The sequence below is a fragment of the Azospirillum sp. TSH58 genome (assembly GCF_003119115.1).
Classification (GTDB): domain Bacteria; phylum Pseudomonadota; class Alphaproteobacteria; order Azospirillales; family Azospirillaceae; genus Azospirillum.
This window is the reverse complement of record NZ_CP022367.1, coordinates 329,103-347,887: the sequence shown is the minus strand read 5'-3', so window position 1 is coordinate 347,887 and position 18,785 is coordinate 329,103. Positions and strand designations below refer to the sequence as shown.

The following is an 18,785-nucleotide window of genomic DNA, read 5'->3' as shown; positions in this document are numbered from 1 at the left end:
CCGGCCAAGTCCGCCGACGGCTCGCCCTGGCAACAATCTACGACGGAGCACCGCGCTTGGCTGCGGCGCACGTCGGTGCGGTCGGCTTGCAGACGGTGTGCGACTGGGTGCTGCGTTTCAATGACGCGGGACCGGTGGGCTTGCTGACCGGCAAGGCGCCGGGCCCGCAGCCGTGCGTCGCCGACCACCACCGGGTGGCCCTGCGTCAAGTCGTCGAGGATGGGCCGATCCCGGCGGTGCATGGGGTAGTGCGTTGGCGGATTGCCGACCTGCTGCACTGGCTCTGGAACGAGTTCCACGCCTCGGTCTCCAAGCAGACGCTGAGCCGGGAACTGCGCGCTCTGGGTTTCCGCACGCTGTCGGCCCGCCCCCGCCATCATGCCAAGGATCCCGGCGCGGCCGAGGCGTTCAAAAAATTCCCCGCCCTGCTGGCGCAGATCGCCGCGCACGAGGCCGCCGGCAAGCTCATAGAGGCCTGGTGGCAGGACGAAGCCCGCATCGGCCAGAAGAACAAAACCACCCGCCGCTGGGCACGCCGGGGCACCCGACCGGCGTCCCAGCACGATCAGCGCACACGCTCGGCCTATCCGCCCGGCCCAGGGCAAAGGCGCGGCCCTGGTGCTGCCGCGCTGCACGAGCGAGGCGATGACGCTGCACCTGCAGGAGATCGCCCGCGCCGTGGCGCCCGCGGTGCCCATGCCGTCGTGCTGCTCGATCAGGCCGGCTGGCACACCTCAGCCAAACTGCCGGTCCCCGGCAACACCACCCTGCCGCCGTTGCCGACGAAGTCGCCCAAGTTGAACCCGGTGGAGAACATCTGGCGGTACATGCGCGACAACTGGCTCTCCAACCGGATTTTCGCCTCCTACCAGGACATCCTCGATCACCGCGGCTTCGCCTGGAACTCCCTCGTCGAGCAGCCCTGGACCATTATATCCATCGGACTGCGCGACTGGGCGCATCGGTCATGATCCGCGAGTCTTGGTATGAGACCTTCTTGCCGCCATCATAGCCGCGGGTCGTGGTCGGTACAGCGGCACTCGATCAGCAACCGACTTTTTCAACGATATCCGCCAGGAGTCGACCTTCGACGGTTTTCAACGCGACGCGGCAGCGCTCAAGAGCATCAGGCTTTCCAGGAGCCGAGCAGCACCTCCAGAAAGCGCGCCGCCATCGGTGAGAGGATGGCGCCGTGTCGTCGGACGACGCCGATCGTCCGGGAAATCTTCGGGTGGCTCAGCGGGATGGTCTGGATGATGGGGTGGCCGGAGGTCGGGGTGGCGAGCTTGGGAAGCACCGCGACGCCGAGGCCCGCCTCGACGAGCCCGAGCGAACTGGCGAGGTGCGTGATCTCATAGGACCAGTTGAGCTTCAGGCCGTGCTGCGCCAGGGCGTTGTCGATCAGCGCCCTGTTGCCGCTGGTCCGGCCCACGGTGATGACCCGGTGCGCCGCCAGTTCGTCCCAGCCGACTTCCTGCCGGGAGGCCAGCGGATGATCATGCCGGCAGGCGACGACGAATGGGTCCTCGGCCAGCGGCGTGAAGTCGATGTCCGGGTGTGACGTGCCGATGAAGTTGATGCCGAAATCGGCCTCGCCGCGGGCCACCGCCTCCAGCCCCTCGTTGGCGCCGAGGTCCAGGATGCGGATGCGGATGCGCGGGAACGCAACGCTGAAGCGGCTGATCGCGTTCGGCAGGAAATAGAACACCGCCGTCGGAACGGAGGCGATGGTGATCTGCCCGCCGCTCCGCGCCCCCAGGTCGCTGATCCCCAGCAGCGATGACTCGAACTCGTCCAGGAAGCGCCGGACCTTGGGGATGAAGTCGCGTCCGACCATGGTCAGGGCGACATGTCGGGTCGAGCGCTCGAACAGGGCGACGCCCAGCGTGTCCTCCAGCTTCTGGATGCGGCGGCTGAGCGCCGGCTGCGAGAGGTTCAGCAACTCGGCGGCGCGATTGAAGCTGCCCAGGTCGGCCACCGCCACGAAGGCTTTCAGATCGACCAGTTCGAAATTCATGCCCGGCTCCCCGTGGCGGCGCTCATTGATGCGTGGAACGCAATAATATCCCGAATCATTGCATTTAACAAATACGGTTCCGAGGCTGAATATCTGTCCATCGGCTTTCTTCGCCGCGACGGCGAGACCAAGAGACAGCAAGCGCCATGAACCACCTGACCAGCCGCCAGATCGGCATTCCCTGCGTGATGATGCGCGGCGGGACCTCCCGCGGGCCCTTCTTCCTGGCATCCGACCTTCCAGCATCCCCGGCGGAGCGCGACGCCCTTCTGCTCTCCGTCATGGGGGCGGGGAACGACCTGGGCATCGACGGAATCGGCGGCGGCAATCCCTTGACCAGCAAGGTCGCCGTCGTCGGCCCCGCCACCCTCGCCGGTGCGGACGTGGACTATCTGTTCGCCCAGGTGCGGGTGCAGGAAGGGATCGTCGACACCTCGCCCAACTGCGGCAACATGCTCGCCGCGGTTGCCCCCTTCGCCATCGAGGCCGGGCTGGTCCCGGCGACGGACGGCGTGACGGTGGTGCGCATCCACAACGTCAACACCGGCAAGCTGATCGAGGCGCGCGTCCAGACCCCGGACGGCCGGGTGACCTACGAGGGCGGGGCCGTCATCGACGGCGTGCCCGGCACCGCGGCGCCCATCCACCTCGCCTTTCTCGACGCGGCGGGCGCCAACACCGGCCGCTTGCTGCCCACCGGGGCGCCGGTCGACCGCATCGGCGGGATCGAGGTGTCCTGCATCGACGCCGCCATCCCGGTGATGCTGGTCCGCGCCGCCGACCTCGGCAAGACGGGGCATGAGCCGATGGACAGCTACCGGCTCGATCGGGGCTTCATGGCCCGGTTGGAGGCGCTGCGCGTGGAAGCCGGCCGCCGCATGGGCTTCGCCAACGCCGCCGGCATGGTGATCCCCAAACCCGTCCTGCTGGCGCCGCCGACGCGCGGCGGCACGCTGGCCGTCCGCTATTTCATGCCGCACGACTGCCACCGGGCGATGGCCATCACCGGGGCCGTCGCCACCGCGACCGCCTGCACGATCCCGGGAACCGTGGCCTCCGCATTGGCCGGACACCTGGCCCTGCCCGGCGACGTCACCTTCGAGCATCCGGCCGGCCGGCTGACCGTCCACCTTGAGCCGGGAGCCGGTCAATCCGCCCCAACCGCCAGCATCCTGCGCACGTCACGACGCCTGTTCGAAGGAACCGTGTTCGCACGGCCATTGGACCCACCACGGGCCGCCATGGCCGCCTGACCCACAACGCACCGAGGAGGAAACGCCATGCGCCTACAAACGGGAGAGCAAACCCCGGCGCCGACCAAGCCCAAGGCCTTTTACAAAGCTCTCTATTTCCAGGTCGTCGTCGGCCTGACCCTGGGCATCCTGGCCGGTCATTTCTGGCCGGACTTCGGGGCCTCCCTGAAACCGCTCGGCGACGGGTTCGTCAAGCTGGTCAAGATGATGATCGCGCCGGTGGTCTTCTGCACCATCGTCAGCGGCATCACCAGCCTCAACGACACCCGCGAGATCGGCAAGACGCTGGTCAAGTCGATGGCGCTGTTCTACGCGCTGACGGTGGCGGCGCTGCTCATCGGGCTGGCCGCGGTGATGATCATCGAGCCCGGCGTCGGCATGCACGTGTCGGCGGCGTCGCTCGACCCCACGGTGGCGGCGCGCTACGCCAAGCAGGCGGCTCCGGTCGGCTTCACCGATTTCGTGCTGCACATCATCCCGCATTCCTTCTTCGGCGCCTTCGCCGAAGGCGAGGTGCTGCCGGTGCTGCTCATCTCCGTCCTGGTCGGCTTCGGCCTGACGCGGGTCGGCAAGGCCGGCGAGCCGGTGGTCCAGGGCATCGAATCCTTCTCCCACGTGCTGTTCGCCGCCTTCGGCTTCATCATGAAGCTGGCCCCGATCGGTGCCTTCGGCGCGATGGCCTTCACCGTCGGCAAATACGGCATCGACTCCATCGGTTCGCTCGGCCTGCTGATCCTCACCTTCTACGTCGCCTGCGGCTTCTTCCTGGTGGTCGTCATCGGCACGCTGGCGCGGCTGCACGGCTTCAGCCTGTGGAAGGTGCTGCGCTACTTCCGTGAAGAGCTGCTGATCGTGCTCGGCACCTCCTCCTCCGAACCGGTCCTGCCGCGCGTGCTGCAGAAGCTGGAGGCGTTGGGCTGCAAGAAGGGCGTCTCCGGCCTCGTGCTGCCCATGGGCTACTCGTTCAATCTCGACGGCACGGCGATTTACCTGACCCTGGCCTCCCTGTTCATCGCCCAGGCCTGCGACATCCACCTGTCGGGCGGCCAGATCTTCGCCATGCTCGGCGTCATGCTGCTGACCTCGAAGGGGGCGGCCGGCGTCACCGGCAGCGGCTTCGTCGCCCTGGTCGCCACGCTGACGGTGATGCCGGACCTTCCCGTGGCGGGCGTCGCCCTGCTCGTCGGCATCGACCGCTTCATGTCCGAGGCCCGCGCCCTGACCAGCATCATCAGCAACTGCGTCGCCAGCATCGTCGTCTCGATCTGGGAGAACGCCTGCGACCGCGAGGTCCTGCAGCGGGAGCTGAACCAGAGCTACGCCAGCACCGAACGGTGCCTGGAGGAGAAGGGCGACATCGCCGTCCTGCCGCTGACCGCCCCCGCCCAGCCGTCGCACTGATCCGGCGCAGGCCGCCCCCACGCATCGAGGACGCCACCATGACCGCCTCCCCCATGACCGTTTCCGCCACAAGCGCGAAGGACTGGATCGGCCGGAGCGAGACCGTGTCCGACACCGTCACCCCGACCCCCTACGCCGCTCTGTCGGCCACTCTGGACCGGCCCGCCGAGCGCCCGGCCGCCGGCACCCCGCTCCCGCCGCTGTGGCACTGGCTGTACTTCCTGCCGCTGCACCGCCAGTCGGAGATCGGGCCGGACGGTCATGCCAAGCGCGGCGGCTTCCTGCCCCCGGTGCCGCTGCCCCGCCGGATGTGGGCCGGCAGCCAGTTCGAGTTCCACAGCCCCCTGCGCGTCGGCGACGCCCTGACCCGGACCTCGACCATCCATGACGTGACCGAGAAGTCCGGGCGCACCGGTCCGCTGGTCTTCGTCAAGGTCCGCCACGAGATCCGCCGCGCCGGCGAGACCGACGTCGCGCTGACCGAATTCCACGACATCGTCTACCGCGAGGCGGCCACGCCGCAGGATGCGCCGCCGGAACCGCGGCCGGCGCCGGCGGACGCGGCCTGGGAAAAGCGCTGGGTTCCCGACGACGTGCTGCTGTTCCGCTACTCGGCGCTGACCTTCAACGGCCACCGCATCCATTACGACCGGCGCTACGTGACGGAGGTGGAAGGCTATCCGGGGCTGATCGTGCACGGCCCGCTGATCGCCACCCTGCTGCTCGACCTGCTGCGCCACCAGAATCCCGAGGCCGAGGTCGCCTCCTTCCGCTTCAAGGCGGTGCGGCCGACCTTCGACATCAACCCCTTCTCGGTGTGCGGCACGCCCCAAGACCACGGATGGAGCCCCGACGGCAAGACGGTCCACCTGTGGGCCAAGGACCACGACGGCTGGCTGACCATGGACGCCACCGCGGTCCTGACGTGAGGACGAGCAATATGAAACCCCTGGCCGGAATCACCGTCGTCACCCTGGAACACGCCATCGCCGCCCCCTTCGCGACGCGCCAGCTCGCCGACCTCGGCGCCCGCGTCATCAAGGTGGAGCGCCCCGGCGTCGGCGACTTCGCCCGCGGCTACGACGAGCGGGTGCGCGGCATCGCCTCGCACTTCGTGTGGACCAACCGCTCGAAGGAAAGCCTGACGCTCGACGTCAAGCATCCGGAGGCGCAGGCGATCCTCAAGCGCCTGATCCGCGAGCAGGCCGACGTGGTGGTGCAGAACCTCGCCCCCGGCGCCGCGGCCCGCCTCGGCTTGTCCTACGAGGCGCTGTCCGCTGGGAAGCCGGATATCATCGTTTGCGACATTTCCGGCTACGGCGGCGACGGCCCCTATCGCGACAAGAAGGCCTACGATCTGCTGATCCAGGGCGAGTCCGGATTCCTGTCGGTGACCGGCACGCCGGAGACGCCCTCCAAGGCCGGCCCGTCCATCGCCGACATCTCCGCCGGGATGTACGCCTACAGCAACATCCTGGCGGCGCTCCTCCAGCGCCAGCAGACGGGACGCGGCTGCCGCATCGACGTCTCCATGCTGGAATCGCTGGTGGAGTGGATGAGCTACCCGCTCTACTACGCCTTCGACGGAGCTCCGCCGCCGGCACGCACCGGCGCCAGCCACGCGACCATCTACCCCTACGGCCCGTTTCCGGCCGGCGACGGCAAGACGGTGCTGCTCGGCCTGCAGAACGAGCGCGAATGGGTGGCCTTCTGCGAGACGGTGCTGCAACGCCCCGAACTGGCGCGGGAGGAGCGCTTCTCCAGCAACTCCCGCCGCAACACGGCGCGCGACGAACTGCGCGGGATCATCGTGGCGGCCTTCGCCGGCCTGACCGCCGAGGAGGTGGTCGCCCGGCTGGAGAAAGCCTCCATCGCCAACGCCCGGGCCAACACCATGCAGGACGTCTGGGACCATCCTCAACTGGCGGCCCGCGACCGCTGGCGCACGGTGGAGACCCAGAACGGGCCGGTGCCTGCCTTGCTGCCGCCGGGTGTGGCGGGCGGCCAAGGCGTGCAGGGGGATGCGCGCATGGACCCGGTGCCGGCGCTCGGCCAGCACACCGATCGCATTCTCGCCGAGCTGGGCTACGCGCCCGGCGACATCGCCCGGCTGCGCGACGCGAAGGCGATCTGAGCCGCGCCACGAACGGAACGCCATTTTTTGGGAGGACCAGCACCATGCCGTCCACGATCATCGACTCCGCCGTCTTCGGCGACATCTTCAGCACCCCCGCCATGCGCGCCGTCTGGTCGGACGAGAACCGGACGCGCAAATACCTGGACATCGAGGCGGCACTCGCCCGCGTCCAGGGCCGTCTGGGCATCATCCCGCAGGAAGCGGCCGACGAGATCGTTGCCAACTGCTCGCTCGACAAGATCGACATGGCGAAGCTGAAGGCGCAGACGGAGCGCATCGGCTATCCCGTGCTGGGCGTCGTCTCGCAGCTCAACGCGCTCTGCCGCGACCGGCTCGGCGAATTCTGCCACTGGGGCGCCACCACGCAGGACATCACCGACACCGCCACGGTCCTGCAGATGCGCGAGGCGTTGAACCTCGTGGACGAGGATCTCGCCGGCCTGTCGGCGGCCCTGGCGACTCTCGCCAAGCGCCACCGGGACACGCCGATGATCGGCCGCAGCAACCTCCAGCAGGCGGTGCCGGTGACCTTCGGCTACAAGATGGCCGGGCTGCTGTCGGCGGTCGAACGCCATCGGGAGCGGCTGGCGCAACTCCGCCCGCGCGTGCTGATGGGCGAATTCGCCGGAGCGTCCGGCACGCTGGCCTCCCTGGAGCACGGCGCCATGGAAACCCAGGCCGGGCTGATGGAGGAACTGGGACTCGCCCAGCCGGTGATCGCCTGGCACACCATCCGCGACACCATCGCCGAGGTCGGCTGCTTCCTGGGCCTGGTCGGCGGCACGCTCGGCAAGCTGTCGATGGACGTGAAGCTGATGATGCAGACGGAGGTCGGCGAGGTCTACGAGCCCTTCGCGCATGGCCGCGGGTCGAGCAGCACCATGCCGCAGAAGCGCAACCCGATCTCCAGCTGCTACATCCACGCGGCGATCTCCGTGGTGCGCCAGCACACGGCGGCCCTGCTCGACGCCATGGTGGCCGACCACGAGCGGTCGACCGGCCCGTGGGAGATCGAGTGGATCGTCCTGCCGGAAGCCTTCTGCCTGCTGGCCGGAGCCCTTAAGCAGGCACGGTTCGTGGTGAGCGGCCTGGAGGTGGACGCCGGGCGGATGCGCGCCAATCTGGAGATGACCAACGGGCTGGTGGCGTCCGAGGCGGTGATGATGGGGCTCGGTCGCCACATCGGCCGCGAATACGCCCACGACCTCGTCTACGACCTCTGCCGCGAGGCGGTGCGGCAGAACCGGCCGCTGCTCGACCTCCTGGCCGAAACGCCTGAGATCAGCGCCTGCCTCAGCCGCGCCGAACTGGCCAAGCTGTGCGATCCGGCCAATTACCTCGGACAGTCCGGGGTCATGGTCGATCGTGTCCTGGCCCGCATGAACAGCTGACCCGCATGAACAGCTGATTGGGCCGTTCAGGACAGGCTCACGAGAACCAAGCGCAGGTTGTTGGTTGTTTTCCCCCTGGGCGAACGGGACGCCGGCCACCCCGGCCAGTGTTGTGGTGCTGTGCGAACCGTTCCGCCTGCGCGGTGCCTGTCGAGATGGTCCCCGTTTCCCGGACAGTCGGATAAGCTTGGTTCGCCCCGGATGAAGGACGGACCGGATGACGGGGAAACGGAAGCGGTACTCGGCGGAGTTCAAAGCGAAGGTGGCGCTGGAGGCGATCCGGGGCGAGCTGACGCTGCCACAGCTGGTCGCGAAGCATGGGGTGCACCAGACGCCGATCAACGCCTGGAAGAAGCAGGCCATCGAGGGGATGGCCGGGGTGTTCTCCGCCAAGGCGGAGGTCGCCGAAGCCAGCCATCAGGGCGAGGTGGAAAAGCTGCACGCGATGATCGGCCAGCTGGTCGTGGAACGCGATTCTTTGCGCAAGGACTCCGGTCGATGAGCGTCGGCCGGAGGCGGGAGTCGATCGAGCCGGAGCGTCCGCGGCTGTCGGTCACCCGGCAGTGCGAGCTGGTGTCCATCAGCTGATCCAGCTACTACGGGCCGGCCAAGGGCGAACCGGCCGCGAACCTGGAGCTGATGCGGCTGATCGACGAGCAGTTCCTGGAAACGCCCTGGTACGGCAACCGGCAGATGACCCGGCATCTGCGCCGGCACGGCCACGAGGTCAATCGCAAGCGGGTCCGCCGCCTGATGATGCGGATGGGCTTGCAGGCGGTCTACCAGCGCCCGAAGACGAGCGTGCCGCATCCGGAGCACAAGATCTGGCCACACCTGCCGCGCGACCTGACCATCGACCGCCCCGACCAGGTGTGGTGCGCCGACATCACCTACATGCCGATGCGCCGCGGCTTCCTGTACTTGGCCGCCGTGATGGACTGGGTATCACGCCGGGTGCTGGCGTGGCGGCTGTCGAACGCCATGGACGTGGAGTTCTGCATCGAGGCCGTGGAGGAGGCGATGGCGCGGCACGGCCGGCCGGACATCTTCAACACCGATCAAGGCAGCCAGTTCACCAGCCCACGCTTCACCCGGCTTGTGACTGCAGCCAGCATCCGGGTGTCGATGGACGGGCGCCGCCGGTGGATGGACAACGTCTTCATCGAGCGGCTGTGGCGATCGATGAAATACGAGTGCGTCCACCTCCACGCCTTCGAAACCGGCAGCGAGGCCAGGGCCGGGATCGGCCGCTGGATCGACTATTACAACGCCGACCGCCCGCACTCGGCGCTCGGCGGCAGAACTCCGGACGAGGCCTATCAGGGCACACCGGACCGGAACGGATTGGCGGCATGACACGAACCGGAACCACGCTTGTTCCTGCCGCCATTCTGTCCGCGAAACGGGGGCCATCTCACTGTTGGACAAAGCCACCTCCATCGTCCGGGCAGGACAGGATTTTCGCCCTTAGTATTTACTAATATAACAGTTATTTTTTGTGGCATACCAGAGATGCTTTTGTGTGAAATCATATTGACCTCCCGGCGGTCGCTGGGCTTAATCGGCCGCCTTACACAGTTCGCGCCGGAGAGCAGAATGATGGGACGGGATTGGCGGGTCGCAAACGGTGTCCGCCGCAGGTTGGTGGTGGCTGCGGCGGCGATGATGACGGCCGCGGTGGTGGTCGGCGTGCTTCCAGGCTCGATGGGAAGCGCCGCGGCGCAGGACGCGCGCCAGGGCGGCACCCTCAGCATCATCCTGCAGCCGGAACCGGTGACGCTCACGCCGTCCACCAACATGGCGCAGCCGACCCAGGTGGTTGCCGGCAACATCTTCGATGGTCTGGTCACCTACGACTTCGAGCTGAAGCCGAAGCCTGCACTGGCCGAACGCTGGGAGGTCGCTCCCGATGGGCTGACCATCACGTTCCACCTGCGCAGCGGTGTGAAATGGCACGACGGCCAGCCCTTTTCCTCGGCCGATGTGAAATGGTCGCTGGAGAACATCTGGAAGACCATCCACCCGCGCAACAAGTCGCTGTTCGAGAACGTCACCCAGGTCGATACCCCGGACGATTCCACCGTCATCCTGCGCCTGTCCAAGCCGTCGCTGCCGATCCTGTCGGTGCTGAACGGCGTCGGCGCCCCGATCCTGCCCAAGCATCTCTATGAGGGCACCGACGTCCTCAACAACCCCTACAACAACAAGCCGGTCGGCACCGGCCCCTTCGTCTTCAAGGAGTGGAAGCGCGGCGAATTTGTCGAGCTGACCCGCAACCCGGATTACTGGGAGGCCGGCAAGCCGCATCTCGACCGGCTGCTGTTCCGCATCATCCCCGACGCCGCCGCCCGCGCCGCCGCCATCGAGAAGGGGGAGATCCAGTACGCCCCCTACAACCCGGTGCCGTTCCGCGACGCCGAGCGGTTGGCCAAGCTGCCCCGCCTGAAGGTGGACACCCGCGGCTATGAATGGCTGTCGCCGCTGCTCTATCTCGATTTCAACGTCGAGAACCAGTATCTGAAGGACGTCCGGGTGCGCCGGGCCATGGCCCACGCCATCGACCGCGCCGCCCTGGCGAAGATCGTGTGGTTCGGCTACGCCAAGCCGGCGATCAGCCCGGTGCCGTCGTCGCTCGTCACCTTCCACAACGCCAAGCTGCCGCAATACCCCTTCGACGTGAAGAAGGCCGAGGCGCTGCTGGACGAGGCCGGCTTCAAGCGCGACGCCAACGGCGTGCGCTTCACCCTGACCCACGACTTCCTGCCCTACGGCGACGATTACCGCCGCACCGGCGAGTTCCTCAAGCAGGCGCTGAAGCGCGTCGGCATCGAGGTGACCATCCGCTCGCAGGACAGCGCCGCCTTCATCAAGCGGGTCTATGTCGACCGCGATTTCGACTTCGCCATCTCCTACAACAACGCCTTCCCCGATCCGCAGATCGGCGTGGTGCGCGCCTTCTGGTCGGGCTGGCTCGGCACCGGCACGCCCTGGACCAACGGCTCGGGCTACCGCAACGCCAAGGCCGACGCGCTGATCCAGGAAGCCGGCGTCGAGGGCGATCCGGCCAAGCGCGTCGCCCAGTTCAACGAGTTCCAGGACATCGTGCTGGGTGACGTGCCCTCGCTGCCGCTGCTGGAGCTGAACTTCTTCTCGGTCTATTCGGCGGACCTCCAGGGCATCGTCGAGCAGGGCGATCAGGTCTATTCCTCGCTGAAGAACGCCCGCTTCGTCGACGCCCCGAAGGGGAACTGACGCGCCGTGCTGACCTATCTCAGGCGCAGCGCCGCCCAGGTGGTCTTCGTCCTCCTGGGCATCGCGCTGATCAACTTCTTCCTGCTGCATCTGGCGCCCGGCGACGCGGCCCAGGTGCTGGCGGGGGAATCCGGGGCGGCGACGCCGGAATACATGGAGGCGCTGCGGCGGCAGTTCGGGCTCGACCAGCCGCTCCACGTCCAGTTCCTCCGCTATCTCGGCAATCTGGTGACCTTCGACCTCGGCTATTCCTTCCGCCAGTCGCTGCCGGTGTCGGAGCTGATCCTGCAACGCCTGCCGGCGACGCTGCTGCTGATGGGGACCGCCATCGGCTTCGCGCTGGTCGCCGGCTGCTCGCTCGGCTTCCTCGCCGCGCGGCGGGCGGGGAAGCTGACCGACACGGTGATCTCCATCGTGGCGCTGCTGTTCTACGCCACCCCGGTCTTCTGGGTCGGCATCATGCTGATCGTCGTCTTCTCCGTCATGCTGGACTGGCTTCCGGTCGGCGGCATGACCAGCGTCGAGGCCAACCTGAGCGGCCTCGCCCTGGTCGGCGACGTGGCGCTGCATCTGGTGCTGCCGGCGGTGACGCTGGGGCTGTTCTACCTCGCCATCTACGCCCGGCTGATGCGGGCGGCGATGCTGGAGGTCTACGGCCAGGACTTCGTCCGCACCGCGCAGGCCAAGGGGGTGCGGCCCCGCCGCATCGCGTGGCGCCATGTGCTGCGCAACGCCCTGCTGCCGATCGTCACCACGCTCGGCGTGCAACTGGGCTCCATCCTCGGCGGTGCGGTTCTGGTCGAGACCGTCTTCTCCTGGCCGGGACTGGGCCGGCTGGCCTTCGCCGCCCTGTTCCAGCGCGACCTCAACCTGCTGCTCGGCATCCTCTTCTGCTCGTCGGTGGTCGTGGTCCTCGTCAACATCGCGGTCGATCTCGTCTACACGCTGCTCGACCCGCGCATCGAACTCGGCTGACCGATGGCGCTTCCCGACACTGTTTCCCTGCCCACGCCGCGGACGGACTTCCGCGACCGCGCCATCGGACGGCTGCTGCGCCGCCCGTCGGCGCTGCTGGGGTTGATCCTGCTGGCCGGCATCCTCGCCATGGCCGCCTTCGCCAACGTCGCCTTTCCCGGCGACCCGCTGGACATGGCGGGAATGCCGCTGCTGCGTCCGGGCGAGGACGCCGCGTTCCCGCTCGGCACCGACATGATGGGCCGCGACCTGGCGTCGGGCATTTTCCACGGCGCCCGCGTCTCGCTGCTGATCGGCGGGGTGGCGGCGCTGGTCTCGCTGGTGATCGGCATCGGCATCGGCGCGCTGTCCGGCTATTACGGCGGCCGGGTCGACCGGGCGCTGATGCGGGTGACCGAGCTGTTCCAGACCATCCCGCCTTTCCTGTTCACCTTGGCGCTGGTCGCCATCCTGCAGCCGTCCATCGCCACCATCACCGCAGCGATCGGCATCACCTCCTGGTCGGGGCTGGCGCGGCTGGTGCGGGCGGAGGTGCTGCGCCTGCGCAACAGCGAGCTGGCGCAGGCCTCGATCATCCTCGGCGCGTCCGACGCCCGGATCATCTTCCGGCACATCCTGCCGAACGCGCTGGCGCCGGTGATCGTGTCGGCCTCCATCCTGGTGGCGACCGCCATCCTCACCGAATCCTCGCTGTCCTTCCTCGGCCTCGGCGATCCCAACGTCGTCAGCTGGGGCGGCATGGTGGGGGCGGGGCGCGAGACGATCCGCACCGATCCGCACGTCGCCGCCATCCCCGGCGTCGCCATCGTCATCGCCGTGCTGGCGCTGAACCTGCTGGGCGACGGCCTGAACGACGTGCTGAACACCAAGGGAGAGCGGCGATGAGCGACGCCGTGGCAAAGGAGCCGGTCCTGGCCGTCGACGGGCTGTCGATCGGCTTCCAGACCCGCCGCGGCCTGCTGCCGGCGGTGCGCGAGCTGTCCTTTTCGGTCGGCAGCGGCGAGATGCTGGCCATCGTCGGCGAGAGCGGCTGCGGCAAGTCGCTGACCGCGCTGGCGCTGCTCGGCCTCGTGCCGCCGCCGGGCCGGGTGACCGGCGGCACGGTGCGGCTGGAGGGCCGCGACCTGCTGGCGCTCGACGAGGCGGCGCTGCGGCGGGTGCGCGGCGCCCGCATCTCGATGATCTTCCAGGAGCCGATGACCGCGCTCAACCCGGTGCTGACCGTGGGCGAGCAGATCATGGAGGCGATCCTCGAACATGAGCCGGTCAGCCGCAAGGCGGCGCGCGAGCGGACCCTGGCGCTGCTGGAGCGGGTGCGCATCCCCGATCCGGCGCGCCGCTTCGCCGAATACCCGCACCGCCTGTCGGGCGGCATGCGCCAGCGGGTGATGATCGCCATGGCGCTGGCCGGCGCCCCGGCCGTTCTGGTCGCCGACGAGCCGACCACCGCGCTCGACGTCACCATCCAGGCGCAGATCCTCGGCCTGATCGACGAGCTGCGGCGCGAGCAGGGCACCGCCGTGGTCTTCATCACCCACGACCTCGGCGTGGTGTCGCGCTACGTCGACCGCGTGCTGGTGATGTATGCCGGCCGCAAGGTGGAGGAGCGCGCCACCCGCGATCTCTTCGCCGATCCCCTCCATCCCTACACCCGAGGCCTGATCGCGGCGCAGCCGCGCGCGGGCGCCGGTCCGGCCGGCGCGGTGCGGCAGCGTCTCGCCGAGATTCCCGGAACCGTGCCGGCGCTGGCGGCGATGCCGTCCGGCTGCGCCTTCGCCCCGCGCTGCCCGCTGGCCGGCGAGCGCTGCATCCAGGCCGTTCCGCCGCCGCGCCGGGCCGGAAGCGGCCTCGTCGCCTGCCATCACGCGGGAGAGAACCATGCCGTCTGACACCGCTCTCGCCGCTTCCGCGCCGATCACCGCCGGAGCCTCCACCGCCACCCCGGTGCTGCGGGTGAGCGGGCTGTCCGTCGAGTACCGGACGTCGCGCGGCGTGGTCCACGCGCTGGACGACGTGTCCTTCGACCTAGCGCCCGGCGAGACGCTGGGCATCGTCGGCGAATCCGGCTGCGGGAAATCGACCCTGGCGCGGGCGGTGGTCCGGCTGCTCGACCCCAGCGCCGGCACCATTCGGCTGGGGGACACGGACATCACGCACGCCTCGCGGCGGCGGATGCGCGCGGCGCGGCGGGACCTCCAGATGGTGTTGCAGGACCCGGCGGCCTCGCTCGATCCGCGCTGGACGGTCGGCGATCTGCTGGCCGAGCCGCTGGAGATCCACGGCATCGGCACGCGGGCCGAGCGGCGCGCGCGCGTCGCCGACCTGTTGCGCAAGGTGGGGCTGCCGCCGGAAGCGGCGCAGCGGCGGCCGCACGAATTCTCCGGCGGCCAGCGCCAGCGCGTCGGCATCGCCCGCGCGCTGGCGCTGGAGCCGAAGGTCGTGGTTCTGGACGAACCCGTCTCGGCCCTCGACGTCTCGGTCCAGGCCCAGATCCTCAATCTGCTGACCGACCTCCAGCGCACGCTGGGCGTCAGCTTCCTGTTCATCGGCCACGACCTGTCGGTGGTGGAGCACGTCTCCGACCGCGTGGCGGTGATGTATCTCGGCCGGATCGTCGAGCTGGGCGGCCGCGACAGCCTGTGGCGCCGGCCCGCCCACCCCTACACCCGCGCCCTGCTCGACGCGGCCCCACGCATCGACGGACCCTCCGCCCCCTCCGGACCGGGGCTGATCGGCGACACGCCCAGCCCCTACGACCTGCCGTCGGGCTGCCGCTTCCACACCCGTTGCCCGATCGCCGCCGATCGTTGCCGGCGCGAGGCGCCGGTCACGCGGGCGTTGTCGCCGGGCCACCTCGTCGCCTGCCATTTCGCGGAGGGTGGGGCGGAGGCGTCTCCCCTGCAACCAGCGGGCAGTACCTGAGTGTAGGTTCCCGCCCGGCCATCCGGCCGGGGGAGCGGCGCGATTCCGGCCACCGATCCCGGCAAGAACGGACGGCCCGGTCCATCGGCATGGCCGGAATCGTGGTGTCTTTGACATTCCAGCCAAGCGAGCCACCGCATAATCTGACTCCAGCGCGCAAACACCCGGCGGTTCGAGGTCGGGGATTGCGGCTTCGGGACAGGGCAGGGGCGGCGAGGCGGACAGGGACATGCTCACCATCGGTTTCGTGGTGTTCGACGATTTCCAGGTGATGGGCATGGCCGCGCTGTCGGCCTTCGAGATGGCCAATCTCGTGCTCGACCGCCCGGCCTACCGGGTCCATGTGCTGTCGGAGCGGGGAGGGCCGGTGCGCAACTCGCTGGGCTTCGCCATCGAAACCGAACCGTTCGGCGACGGCGTCTTCGACACGACCGTCACCATCGGTTCGCTGCGGGTCACGCCATCCACGCCCGGCCTGCTCACCTATCTGCGCGACGCCGCCGCGGCCTCGCGCCGGGTCGCCGGCATCTGCACCGGCGCCTATGTGCTGGCCGAGGCCGGTCTGCTCGACGGGCGCCGCGCCACCACCCATTGGAACCACGCCCGGACTTTGCAGCGCCTCTATCCCAATGTGAAGGTGGAGGAGGACCGTATTTTCAGCGTCGACGGCCATGTCTGGACCTCCGCCGGGATGACGGCCGGCATTGACCTCGCCATGGCGCTGGTCGAGGACGATTTCGGGGCCGAGGTCGCCAAGGAGGTGGCACGCAAGCTGGTGGTCTATCTGCGCCGCCCCGGCGGGCAGTCGCAGTTCTCCGCCCTGCTGGATCTGGAGCCGCGCTCCGACCGGGTGCGGCGGGTGCTGGTCTATGCCAAGGAGAATTTGAGGAACGGCCTGTCGGTGGAGGAACTGGCGGAGGCGGCGAATCTCAGCCCGCGCCAGTTCAGCCGCCTGTTCCGCCAGGAGACCGGCCAGACCCCGGCCAAGGCCGTCGAGCATCTGCGGCTGGAGGCGGCGCGCGTCATGATGGAGGAGGGGCGCCATTCCATGGACGTCATCGCCCGCGAGACCGGCTTCGCCGACCGCGAGCGCATGCGCCGCGCCTTCCTGCGCGCCTACGGCCAGCCGCCGCAGGTGGTCCGCCGCGCCGTGGAGAGCGGCCGCCTGTCGGCGCTGGAGTGAGCGCCCGACCGAGCCAGGCCTTCCGAACACCTGGATATCCTACATCTGGCTAGGGCATCCCGCGATGCTTCGGCGGCGGTAGCCTTTTCCATCGTCAGAGACGGCGTTTCCTTGGGAAGGCATTGCTTTTCCTCGCCGCGCCCGCTCGCCTTTTTTCAACCGAACGGACACAGAGCCATGCAACTCACCGGCAACACCATCTTCATCACCGGCGCGACCTCCGGCATCGGCCGCGGGCTGGCCGAGGCGTTCCACACGCTGGGCAATCAGGTCATCATCGCCGGCCGGCGCAAGGCCCTGCTGGAGGAGGTGACCGCCGCCAACCCCGGCATGAAGGCCGTCGAGTTGGACATCGCCGACCCGGCCAACATCCAGGCCGTGGCCGCGCGGCTGATCGCCGAGAACCCGACGCTGAACGTGCTGATCAACAACGCCGGCATCATGCCGTTCGACGACGCCTCCGGCCCCATGGACGACGCGCAGGCGCAGTCGATCCTCACCACCAACCTTCTCGGCCCGATCCGCATGACCTCGGCGCTGATCGAGCATCTGAAGGCGCAGCCGCGCGCGGTGATCGTCAACAACACCTCCGTGCTCGCCTACACGCCGCTGGCCAACACGGCGGTCTATTCGGCCAGCAAGGCGGCGCTGCACAGCTACACGCTGTCCCAGCGCTTCATGCTGCGCGACACCACCGTCACCGTGCAGGAGATCGCGCCGCCGTGGGTCAACACCGACCTGATCAAGAAGGGCGACGACCCCCGCGCCATGCCGCTGGACGCCTTCATCGAACAGACGATGGCGGCGCTGGCCACCGACGCGGAGGAGGCCATCGTCGAGAGCGCCCGCCCGATGCGCGACAACGCCGGCCCGAACGAGCACGCGCTGGTCATGGGCTTCAACAGCTACATCGCCGAGAACCCGATCCCGGTCTGACCGGAGCGGAGGCGGAAAGGGCCGCCGGGCTGCCGTCCCGCGGTTCTTTCCTTCGCCGCCGCCAAAGGCCGCGCGCTGGGCCAGCCGGAGCCTTTGGCCGGGTGACCGGCCATACGGGGAATCGCGTATTCCCGTCAAAGGACCGCTCCCCGATGATCGGTCGGGACGAAGAAGCGTGCGAAAACAATGCGGAAGCCGGATGTCGAAACCGCTTCCCGCGCGCGCCGCCCCATGTCCCGGTCACGCAAGGGAGATCGAGATGATCCACGGCGATATCACCAGCAGCGCCGACACCGTCGGCGTCGCCGTCGTCAATTACAAGATGCCGCGCCTTCACACCAAGGCGGAGGTGCTGGAGAACGCGCAGAAAATCGCCGACATGCTGATCGGCATGAAGACGGGCCTGCCCGGCCTCGACCTCGTGATCTTCCCCGAATATTCGACCCACGGGATCATGTACGATTCCAAGGAGATGTACGAGACCGCCGCGACCATTCCCGGCGACGAGACGGCGATCTTCGCCGCCGCCTGCCGCAAGGCGAAGGTGTGGGGCGTCTTCTCCCTGACCGGCGAGCGGCACGAGGAGCATCCCCACAAGGCGCCCTACAACACGCTGATCCTGATGAACGACCAGGGCGAGATCGTGCAGAAGTACCGCAAGATCATGCCCTGGGTGCCCATCGAGGGCTGGTACCCCGGCACCTGCACCTATGTGTCGGAGGGGCCGAAGGGGCTGAAGATCAGCCTGATCATCTGCGACGACGGCAACTATCCGGAAATCTGGCGCGACTGCGCCATGAAGGGGGCGGAGCTGATCGTCCGCTGCCAGGGCTACATGTATCCGGCCAAGGACCAGCAGGTGCTGATGGCCAAGGCGATGGCCTGGGCCAACAACACCTATGTCGCGGTGGCGAACGCCGCCGGCTTCGACGGCGTCTATTCCTACTTCGGCCATTCCGCCATCGTCGGCTTCGACGGCCGCACGCTCGGCGAATGCGGCGAGGAGGAGTACGGCATCCAGTACGCCCAGCTCTCCAAGTCGCTGATCCGCGACTTCCGCAAGAACGGACAGTCGGAGAACCACCTCTTCAAGCTGGTCCACCGTGGCTACACCGGCATGATCAACAGCCACGACGGGGTGAAGGGGGAGGCGGCCTGTCCCTACGACTTCTACCGCCAGTGGGTGAGCGATCCCGAGGGCACGCGGGCCATGGTGGAATCCTTCACCCGCCCGACGGTCGGCACGCCCGAATGCCCGATCGACGGCATCCCGTGGGACGAGCCGGCGCACCGCTGACCCCCTTCTGAGAGGCGGAGG

The 18,785-nt window shown here is 68.5% G+C and carries 15 protein-coding genes and 1 pseudogene; 15 read left to right on the top strand and 1 reads right to left on the bottom strand.

The genetic code is table 11. The features are described from left to right. Positions 1-56 precede the first annotated feature (56 nt). On the top strand, positions 57-971 hold the full coding sequence (locus TSH58p_RS23235; RefSeq protein ID WP_247874044.1) for an IS630 family transposase: 915 nt from the start codon (positions 57-59) through the stop codon (positions 969-971). Positions 972-1,126: 155 nt separating this feature from the next. Here the strand turns inward: TSH58p_RS23235 and TSH58p_RS23230 are convergent, their stop codons facing one another. After that, complete coding sequence (locus TSH58p_RS23230; RefSeq protein ID WP_109070122.1) at positions 1,127-2,017, bottom strand: LysR family transcriptional regulator; 891 nt, start codon at positions 2,015-2,017, stop codon at positions 1,127-1,129. A gap of 146 nt (positions 2,018-2,163) precedes the next feature. On the opposite strand from TSH58p_RS23230, the gene TSH58p_RS23225 reads away from it, so the two are divergent. From TSH58p_RS23225 to TSH58p_RS23160, 14 genes and pseudogenes are all read left to right on the top strand, one after another. Continuing rightward, the gene (locus tag TSH58p_RS23225) at positions 2,164-3,270 is read left to right on the top strand and encodes a 4-oxalomesaconate tautomerase (RefSeq protein ID WP_109070123.1); all 1,107 of its coding nucleotides are present in this window, start codon (positions 2,164-2,166) and stop codon (positions 3,268-3,270) included. A 27-nt stretch (positions 3,271-3,297) separates the two neighbouring features. Next, on the top strand, positions 3,298-4,671 hold the full coding sequence (gene dctA / locus TSH58p_RS23220) for a C4-dicarboxylate transporter DctA (protein WP_109070124.1): 1,374 nt from the start codon (positions 3,298-3,300) through the stop codon (positions 4,669-4,671). 38 nt (positions 4,672-4,709) lie between these two features. Next, positions 4,710-5,600, top strand: a complete 891-nt coding sequence (locus tag TSH58p_RS23215; protein ID WP_109070125.1) for a MaoC family dehydratase N-terminal domain-containing protein — start codon at positions 4,710-4,712, stop codon at positions 5,598-5,600. A gap of 11 nt (positions 5,601-5,611) precedes the next feature. After that, positions 5,612-6,805, top strand: coding sequence for a CaiB/BaiF CoA-transferase family protein (locus tag TSH58p_RS23210; protein WP_109070126.1), 1,194 nt, complete (start codon positions 5,612-5,614; stop codon positions 6,803-6,805). Positions 6,806-6,849: 44 nt separating this feature from the next. After that, a complete protein-coding gene (gene pcaB, locus TSH58p_RS23205) occupies positions 6,850-8,199 on the top strand; it encodes a 3-carboxy-cis,cis-muconate cycloisomerase (protein WP_109070127.1) in 1,350 nt (449 codons plus the stop codon). Between the two features lie 217 nt (positions 8,200-8,416). Next, positions 8,417-9,555 (top strand): annotated as a pseudogene (locus TSH58p_RS23200) (IS3 family transposase). Between the two features lie 243 nt (positions 9,556-9,798). Then, on the top strand, positions 9,799-11,451 hold the full coding sequence (locus TSH58p_RS23195; protein WP_371732460.1) for an ABC transporter substrate-binding protein: 1,653 nt from the start codon (positions 9,799-9,801) through the stop codon (positions 11,449-11,451). 6 nt (positions 11,452-11,457) lie between these two features. Continuing rightward, a complete protein-coding gene (locus tag TSH58p_RS23190; RefSeq protein WP_109070129.1) occupies positions 11,458-12,426 on the top strand; it encodes an ABC transporter permease in 969 nt (322 codons plus the stop codon). A gap of 3 nt (positions 12,427-12,429) precedes the next feature. Beyond that, on the top strand, positions 12,430-13,311 hold the full coding sequence (locus TSH58p_RS23185) for an ABC transporter permease (RefSeq protein ID WP_109070130.1): 882 nt from the start codon (positions 12,430-12,432) through the stop codon (positions 13,309-13,311). Beyond that, a complete protein-coding gene (locus TSH58p_RS23180; RefSeq protein ID WP_109070131.1) occupies positions 13,308-14,315 on the top strand; it encodes an ABC transporter ATP-binding protein in 1,008 nt (335 codons plus the stop codon). The genes TSH58p_RS23185 and TSH58p_RS23180 overlap by 4 nt, the downstream gene beginning before the upstream one ends. Then, positions 14,305-15,348, top strand: coding sequence for an ABC transporter ATP-binding protein (locus TSH58p_RS23175; protein WP_109070132.1), 1,044 nt, complete (start codon positions 14,305-14,307; stop codon positions 15,346-15,348). Before TSH58p_RS23180 ends, TSH58p_RS23175 begins: the two co-directional genes overlap by 11 nt. A 229-nt stretch (positions 15,349-15,577) precedes the next feature. Continuing rightward, positions 15,578-16,531 carry a GlxA family transcriptional regulator gene (locus TSH58p_RS23170; protein ID WP_109070133.1) on the top strand — a complete coding sequence of 318 codons (954 nt, stop codon included), beginning with the start codon at positions 15,578-15,580 and terminating at the stop codon, positions 16,529-16,531. A gap of 177 nt (positions 16,532-16,708) precedes the next feature. After that, positions 16,709-17,467 (top strand): SDR family oxidoreductase, encoded by a 759-nt coding sequence (locus TSH58p_RS23165; protein WP_109070134.1) that lies wholly within the window; start codon positions 16,709-16,711, stop codon positions 17,465-17,467. A 259-nt stretch (positions 17,468-17,726) separates the two neighbouring features. Next, positions 17,727-18,764, top strand: a complete 1,038-nt coding sequence (locus TSH58p_RS23160) for an aliphatic amidase (RefSeq protein WP_109070135.1) — start codon at positions 17,727-17,729, stop codon at positions 18,762-18,764. The last annotated feature ends 21 nt before the right edge of the window (positions 18,765-18,785 follow it).